The sequence below is a fragment of the Flavobacterium sp. genome (genome assembly GCF_044369455.1).
In the GTDB taxonomy this organism is placed as follows: domain Bacteria; phylum Bacteroidota; class Bacteroidia; order Flavobacteriales; family Flavobacteriaceae; genus Flavobacterium.
In genome coordinates, this window is record NZ_JBIPLW010000072.1 from 1 (window position 1) to 7901 (window position 7901).

At 68.3% G+C, this 7901-nt stretch carries 5 protein-coding genes; 1 reads left to right on the top strand and 4 read right to left on the bottom strand.

The features are described from left to right. Positions 1-1335, top strand: a 1335-nt coding sequence (locus ACIQ2L_RS14290) for an AMP-binding protein (protein WP_396160016.1), incomplete at its 5' end; no start/stop codon positions are given. A 2-nt stretch (positions 1336-1337) separates the two neighbouring features. On the opposite strand, the gene ACIQ2L_RS14295 is transcribed toward ACIQ2L_RS14290, so the two are convergent. From ACIQ2L_RS14295 to ACIQ2L_RS14310, 4 genes are all read right to left on the bottom strand, one after another. Beyond that, positions 1338-2576 (bottom strand): CaiB/BaiF CoA transferase family protein, encoded by a 1239-nt coding sequence (locus ACIQ2L_RS14295; RefSeq protein ID WP_396160018.1) that lies wholly within the window; start codon positions 2574-2576, stop codon positions 1338-1340. Next, on the bottom strand, positions 2563-4719 hold the full coding sequence (locus ACIQ2L_RS14300; RefSeq protein ID WP_396160020.1) for an FAD-dependent oxidoreductase: 2157 nt from the start codon (positions 4717-4719) through the stop codon (positions 2563-2565). The genes ACIQ2L_RS14295 and ACIQ2L_RS14300 overlap by 14 nt, the downstream gene beginning before the upstream one ends. Positions 4720-4728: 9 nt before the next feature. Beyond that, positions 4729-5937, bottom strand: coding sequence for an acetyl-CoA C-acetyltransferase (locus ACIQ2L_RS14305; protein ID WP_396160022.1), 1209 nt, complete (start codon positions 5935-5937; stop codon positions 4729-4731). 17 nt (positions 5938-5954) lie between these two features. Beyond that, positions 5955-7901: pyrroloquinoline quinone-dependent dehydrogenase (locus ACIQ2L_RS14310; protein WP_396160024.1), on the bottom strand; the 1947-nt coding region annotated here is incomplete at its 5' end.

Consider the following 7901-nt stretch of genomic DNA (forward strand, 5'->3'; position numbering starts at 1 on the left):
CCCGAGCAGGTGGCGGGCGTGATGGACCATGCGCAGGACGACGTCCTGATCGTCGACGGCGCGCTGCTGCCGCAAGTCGCCGACGTACTGCCGTCCATCCGTTCTCTCCGGCATGTCATCGTGGTGGGCGATGCCACGGCGGCCACGCCGTCGGGACATTTCCGGACACATGGCTACGAGGCCCTGCTGTCGACGGGCGCGCCACGCTTCACGTGGCCCGAACTCGACGAGCGCGACGCCGCCGTCGTCTGCTACACCAGCGGCACGACCGGCGCGCCGAAGGGCGTCGTCTACAGCCACCGCTCGGTGTTCCTGCACACGCTGGCCACACTCGGCAAGGACACCTTCGGCATCTGCCAATCGGACCGCATACTGCTGCTCCCGTCGATGTTCCACGCCAATGCATGGGGACTGCCCTACTCCGCATGGTTCGCGGGTGCGGACCTGCTGCTGCCCGGTCCGCACCTGAAGTCGACGGACATCCGCAGGGCCATCGCGCAGGAGCGCCCCACCTTCACCGCGATGGTGCCGACCTTGATCAACGACCTGCTGGTCGCCGACGATGCGGCGCCCATCGACATGGGCTGCTTCCGGGTACTGGTATCCGGCGGTTCGGCGGTGTCGCCGGCCCTGATCCGCAAGGTCCGCGAGCGATGGGGCGTCCCGGTGCTGCAAGGCTGGGGGATGACCGAGACGAGCCCGATGTGCTGCCTCTCGATCCCGCCGCGCACGGCGTCCGTCGACGAGGAGGCCGAGTGGCGCGCCAAGAGCGGACGACCGGTGCCCGGCATGGAAGTGCGGATTGTCGGTGCCGATGACGCGCCGCTGCCCGAAGACGGGACGACGGTGGGGAACCTGCAGCTGCGCGGGCCTTGGGTGACCGCCGGTTACCACGACAACCCGTCACCGGAGAGCTTCTCGCCGGATGGTTGGCTGCGCACCGGCGATGTCGGCACCATCGATTCGCGCGGCTATGTGCAGATCACCGACCGGACGAAAGACGTCATCAAGTCCGGAGGCGAATGGGTGTCGTCCGTGGAGCTCGAGAACAAGCTGGCGGGGTACCCCGGCGTGATCGAGGTCGGCGTGATCGGCATCCCCGACCCGCGCTGGGAGGAGCGCCCTTTGGTGTTCCTCGTCTGCGATCCCCGGCAGCCGCCGGTCTCGCCGCAGGCGGTACGCGACCATCTGGCACCTTCAGTGGCGCGGATCGCCGTCCCCGAGAACTTCGCGTTCCTGCCGGCACTGCCGAAGACGAGCGTGGGGAAGATCGACAAAGTCGCCCTGCGCCGGCTGTTCGCAGACGGCAAGGTCGAGGTGGTCCGCGCGAAGTGACCCTAACGGGGCTTCAGGGCCTCGTATGCCTGCTCCGCGCTCAAGCCGAGCTCCCGCAGGATGTCGGCGGTGTCCGCATCGGCGGACTTTGGCGGGACCGGAGCGGACGAGTGCGAGCGGCTGAAGCGCGGCACCGGCGCGTTCTGCAGCACGCCGCCGACCTCGATGAACGCCTGTCGCGCGACGTTGTGCGGATGACGGGGCGCCTCCTCCATCGACAGCACGGGTGCGACGCAGGCATCGGAGGATGCGAACAGCGACTCGAGTTCGGCGCGCGTATGCCGTTTCACCGCGACAGCGAGCTTCTCGCGCAGGCCTGGCCAGACCTGTCCCACCAGTTCCTCATAGGGCCTGGACTCGAAGCCGACGCCGGCGGCGAACTCCGCGGCATCGAGACCCAGCTTCTCGAGCAACATGCGGTGGAACTGGGGTTCGATGGCACCGACGGCGACCCACTTGCCATCGCGGGTCTCGTAGGTGTCGTAGAAATGGGCTGCGCCCGACAGAAAATTCGCCGCCGGCCGGTCCAGCCAGTGACCTTGGTTGCGCAGGCCGATCAACGGCGCCATGAAAGAGATGACGCTGTCGATCATCGCAGTGTCGACCACCTGGCCCTTGCCGCTGCGTGCACGTTCGAAGAGCGCACAGACGATGCCGAAAGCCACCATCAAGCCGCCTCCGCCATAGTCGCCGATGACGTTCAGCGGCGGCACGGGCTTGCCGTGGCGGTCACCGATCTGATGAAGCAAGCCGGTCAACGCGATGTAGTTGATGTCGTGCCCGGCGGCCCGTGCCAGCGGCCCCTCCTGACCCCAACCGGTGATGCGGGCGTAGATCAACCGGGAGTTCCGCCGGGTGCAGACATCGGGCCCGACGCCCAAGCGCTCCGCCACGCCGGGCCGGAACCCTTCCAGCAGCACATCGCTGCGCTCGACCAGTCGTAGCACGACCTCGATCGCGGCGGGGTTCTTCAGATCGAGCACCATCGTGCGGCGGTTGCGCAAGGTCGGATCGGCCGGGTGGGGTGCCCCCGCTCCCGGTCGCTCGATGCGGATCACCTCCGCTCCGAGATCGCCGAGCAGCATCCCGGCGTAGGGTCCCGGACCGATGCCCGCCAGTTCGATGACCCGTAGACCTACGAGCGGTCCGCGGACGGGCGGCGGCGCGGCCGCCGGCGCCGGCTCCGGCTCCGCGCCGAGCAGATACGAGGGTTCGTCCTCCGCCCGGTCACTCGGCGTCACGGAACCGCGCTCCCTTCTTCGCCATGTCGAGCAGCAGCTCGCAGGGCTCGTATCGCGGACCGGTGACGGCCGCGAAACGCTTGCAGGTCTCGACGAACCGTCCGACCCCGACCATGTCCACGTAAGAGAGCGCGCCGCCGGTGTACGCGGGATATCCCCAGCCGAGGATCGAACCGAGGTCGCCGTCGACCGGATGGGTCAGCACGCCCTCCTGAAGACAGCGCGCCGTCTCCAGCGACTGGATGCACAGCAGACGCTGCTTCACCTCATCGAGGACGGGCTGCACCCTCGCGACCGGGTACTCGGTCGCAAGCCCGGGCCACAGATGTTTCTTGCCGGAGGCGGGGTACTCGTAGAACCCCGCCCCTGCCTTGCGGCCCGTGCGCTTCAGGTCCTCGACGAAACGGCGCAGGACGTCCCAACTGACGGGGTACACGAAGTCCTCACCGAGGTCCTCGCGTGACTGCTTCACCACGTCGTACTGCAGCTCGAGCGAGACCTCATCCATCACGGCGAGCGGCCCAACCGGCATCCCGGCGAACCGGCCAGCATTCTCGATCAACGCGGGGTGGACACCCTCCTTCAGCAGCATCTGTCCTTCATAGCAATAGGTGCCGAACACACGGCTCGTGAAGAAGCCCCGGCTGTCGTTGACCACGATCGGCGTCTTTCCGAGCCGACGCGCGAGGTCCAAGGTCCAAGCCAAGGTGGTCTCGTCCGTGGTCCGGCTGCGGATGATCTCGACCAGCGGCATGCGCTCGACCGGCGAGAAGAAATGCATGCCGATGAACCGGTGGGGACGCGACGATGCGGCCGCGAGACCCGTGACCGGAAGGGTGGAGGTATTGGTCGCGAACACTGCGTCCCGGTCGATGACGGCCTCCGAGCGCGCGAGCGCCTCGGCCTTCACGGCGCGGTTCTCGAACACCGCCTCGATGACGAACTCGCTGCCGGCCAGATCGGCGTAGTCCGCTGTCGGCTTCACCCGGGCCAAGGTATCGGTCGCCGCTGCGGCATCCAGCTTCCCCGCCGCCTGGGCCTTTTGGAGCTGGCGCTCGGCGTAGTTCACCGCGCGCTGTGCGAGCTCCGGCGTCCGGTCGAGCACGGCTACCGAGCAGCCCGCGCGCGCGAGCACGTGAGCCAGTCCCGCGCCCATCATGCCAGCGCCCAGGACGGCCACCTTCGTGACCGGCTTCTGGCCGATCCCCGCAGGGCGTCGGCCCAGCTTGTCCGCCTTGCCCTTGTTGATGAACATCGTTCGGATCAAGTTCCGCGCCTCAGGCTTGGAGGCGAGCAGCGCGAACTGCTGGTGCTCGATGTCCAGGCCGCGGTCGAGCGGCAACTGCGAGCCCTCGTAGACGCAGGACAGTATGGCGACCGGAGCCGGGTAGTTGCGCAGTGTCCGGCGCGTGGCCTCCGGCACCGCGCCCATGAAGAACTGGGTGACGTCGCCCCTCAAAGGCGACTGGGCGCCACCGGATCGCCCCGCGTCCTTGCGGTCCCAAGGCTGCGTGGCGCTGGCGGTCGACATCAGCCACGCGCGCGCCCGGCCGACGACCTCACCCATGGGCGCCAGTTCATGGACGATGCCGAGACGCAGCGCTTCGGCCGGCGTGACCGGTTCTCCGTCGACCATCATCTTCACCGCGGCTTCGACGCCGATCAGCCGCGGCAGGCGCTGCGTGCCGCCCGCGCCCGGCAACAAGCCGACCTTGACCTCCGGGAGCCCCACCTTGGCGGCGTCGTGGTCGGCGAGCACGCGGTGATGACAGGCCAGCGCGAGTTCGAGGCCGCCGCCCAACGCCATGCCGTTGATGGCGGCCGCCACCGGCTTGCCGCAAGTCTCGAGCTTGCGCAGCACCCGCGAGAGCCCGCCCGTGGCCGCATACAGAGACGCCGCATCCTTCGTCGACTCGAGCTGGACCAGCAAGGTCTTGAGGTTCCAGCCCGCGGCGAAGGCCGTCGCCTTGCCCGAGGTGACGAGGACGCCCCGCACGTCGTCACGGCCGGCGAACAGGTCGATGGCCGCGTCGAGCTCGCGGACGAACTCGTCGGACAGCGGGTTCAAGGGCCCCTGGGGCACATCGAGCGTCACGACGGCCACGCCGTCCGAGCCCGTCTCAACGGTGATGTTGTTGCTCATCGTGTTCCTTCAGACCCGCTCGATCACGGTGGCCGTACCCATGCCCGCACCCACGCACAGCGTGACGAGGGCTGTGCGCAGGTCGCGCCGCTCGAGCTCATCCAGCACGGTGCCAAGGATCATCGCGCCGGTCGCGCCGAGCGGATGTCCCATCGCGATCGCCCCGCCGTTGACGTTCACGCGGTCCGACGGCAGGTCGAAGTGGCGGATGAACCGCAAGGCCACCGCCGCGAAAGCCTCGTTGATCTCGAAAAGGTCGATGTCGCCGATCTTCATGCCGGCCCTGGCGAGGAGCTTCTCGGTCACCAGGGCCGGGCCGGTCAGCATGATGGCGGGCTCGCTGCCGATGGAGGTGAACGCGCGGATGCGCGCCCGCGGCTTCAGGCCGGACATGGACGCGAACTCGGCGCCACCGACCAGCACGGCGGCGGCGCCATCGACGATGCCGCTCGAGTTGCCGGCGGTATGGAGGTGATGGATGGACTCCACATGGGGATAGCGCAGTTGCGCGACGACGTCGAAGCCGAGCTTCTCGCCGGGGGCGGCGAAGGCGGGCTTCAGCTTGCCCAACGACTCGACCGTGGTGTCCGCGCGGATATGCTCGTCACGCGCCAACACGACCTCCCCCACGCTGTTGCGGACGGGGATGACCGACCTCGCGAAGCGGCCCTCGTCCCAGGCCCGCGCCGCGCGGCGCTGGCTCTCCACCGCGAAACCGTCGAGGCGCTCACGGTCGTAACCGTCCAGCGTGGCGATCAAATCGGCACCGATGCCCTGCGGCACGTAGTGGACGGGATAGGCCACCGCCGGATCGCAGTACCAGGCCCCGCCGTCGGAGCCCATCGCGACGCGCGACATGGACTCGACGCCACCGCCGATGGCGCAGACCGATTGCCCGCTCATGACCTGCGCGGCGGCGATGTTGACCGCCTCGAGACCCGAGGCGCAGAAGCGGTTGACCTGTTGCCCCGCGACGCCCTCATCGTAGCCGGCGACCAGCGTCGCCACGCGGGCGATGTTCGCCCCCTGCTCGGCGACGGGCGAGACGCAACCGAGCACGACGTCGTCGACCAGCCGCGTGTCGAAGCCGTTGCGGTCCCGGAGGCCGGCGAGCACCTGTGCCATCAGGCTCATCGGCGTGATCGGGTGCAACGCACCGTCCGGCTTGCCGCGTCCACGCGGGGTGCGAAGATGGTCGAAGATGAATGCGTCAGGCATGGTCGTGCAGTATCGCCTCAATCAGGCAGTTCGAAGACATAGATCGCGTTGCCGCCCGAAGGCTGGTAGATGTCAGGCGCCTCACGGGCCGTCATCAGCTTGAACACACCCATGCCGGTCGGCACGGCGATGTACTGCTTGCCGGCGACCGAATAGGCGATCGGGTAGCCGTGCAGCGGAGCGCCGAGCCGGGTCTGCCAAAGCACCTTGCCTGTTTCCGTATCGAACGCCTTGAAGTAGCGGTCGAGGTCACCTACGAATGTCAGCCCGCCGCCCGTGGTCAGCACGCCGGTCATGAACATCGCGCGTTGGGTGTGCGACCACCTGACGGACATGTCGCGCAGATCGATGGAGGTCAGGCGGCCAAGCATGCCGTCAGCGCCCGGCATCGGCAGCATCGTCGACTCACCGCCATATCCGCCGCCGCCCTCGGCGAACTCCACCTTGCGACCGGTGAACTCCATGCAGGTCTGGTGCAACGGCACGATCAGCGCCTTGGAACGGGGATCGAACGCGCTCGCCTGCCAGTTGTGCCCGCCATAGATGCTAGGACAAGCCCTCACGGTATCGCCGATCCTTGCGGCGGCGATGTCGTCGCGGTACTGAAGGCGACCGGTCTTCCGGTCGATCGGCCTCTTGAAGATGTCCTGCGGCAGCATCTCGACGAAGTCCACGAACTTGCCGGTGCGGCGGTCCAGCTTCCACAGGATGCCGTCCTTGCCGACGGTCACCACGTACTGCCGGCCCGCGACGTCTGCCAACACGCGCTCGAAACCCGTCTCCATGTCCAGCGTCTCGCCCGGCATGTGTTGGAAGAACCAGCGCAGCTTGCCGGTCTTGGGCTCGAGCGCGAGCGTGGAGTTGGTATAGAGGGCCTCGGAACGCACCGTCATGCCCCGGCTCGCCGCCACCCAGGGCTTGGCCTGCGAAGTGCCGAGGAAGACGAGACCCAGTGCCGGGTCGTAGGAGCCGGCGATCCAGTTGTCGCCGCCGCCGCGCAAGGCCGGCGGCACCCCACCCCAACTCGCGTCGTTGGGATCGCCCGGCAAGGCGATGGTGGAGGTGCGCCAAAGTTCGCGGCCGGTGTCCGGATCATGTCCGGTGATGAAGCAGCCGCCCTTCTTGAAGCGCTCGCAACCGTTGATGCCGCTGACCACGACGCCATCGGCGATGATCGGACCCGCCGAGTGCGTGTACCCCTCGGAGTAGTCCGCCTTGGTGGTGCGCCAGAGGAGCTTGCCGGTCCGGGCGTCGAGGGCGATCAATGCGGCGTCGTAGGTGGCGACGAACACCCGGTCCTTGTAGAGGGCGATGTTCCGCGTCGGTCCCCCGAGCGTCTTCGACTCGGGCGGATGCGGGTAGGCGTACTCCCAGATGAGCGAGCCCGTCGCCGCATCGAGGGCCTGGATGACGTTCCCAGGATGCGTGAGGAACATGATCCCGTCGTGCACCAAGGGCGTCACCTGGTTGCTGCCCTCCCGCATCGTCAGGGTCCACGCGAGCCGCAGCCCGCGGACGTTGCCGAGGTCTATCTGCGCAAGGGGCGAGAAGCCCTGACCGTCCTGCGTCCGACGCCAGTTCAACCAGGCGGAGGCCGGCGGATCGCGCAGCATCGTGTCGGTGACCGGAGACAAGGGCGGCGTGGACCGGTTGGTCCAGCGCCCTGCCCTCTCCGCGGCCTCCATCACTCCGCTCGCCCCTTCCCAGGACCGCGCGCCCGACTCCGCCCCTGCTCCAACGGGGGTTGCGGCCTCCGAGGACCGTGCGGCAACCGGCGGCGCCCCATCCGGAGCGCCGATCGGATCCGACCGGTCCGCCGTCAATTCGCGCGCGCCCGCCGCAAAGCCGTTGACCCGCAAGAGATAGGCGGTCATATCGGTAAAGACCGATTCCCCCGCGCTGGCAGGCACTGTGGTCGACATCGAGGTGCGGATGTAGCGACGCAGGTCGCCCACCGGTTGTCC

What these genes read in the sequence shown, in the direction of transcription:
- ACIQ2L_RS14300 (WP_396160020.1), bottom strand. Translation starts at nt 4,719, where the DNA reads ATGAGCAACAACATCACCGTTGAGACGGGCTCGGACGGCGTGGCCGTC.
- ACIQ2L_RS14305 (WP_396160022.1), bottom strand. Translation starts at nt 5,937, where the DNA reads ATGCCTGACGCATTCATCTTCGACCATCTTCGCACCCCGCGTGGACGC.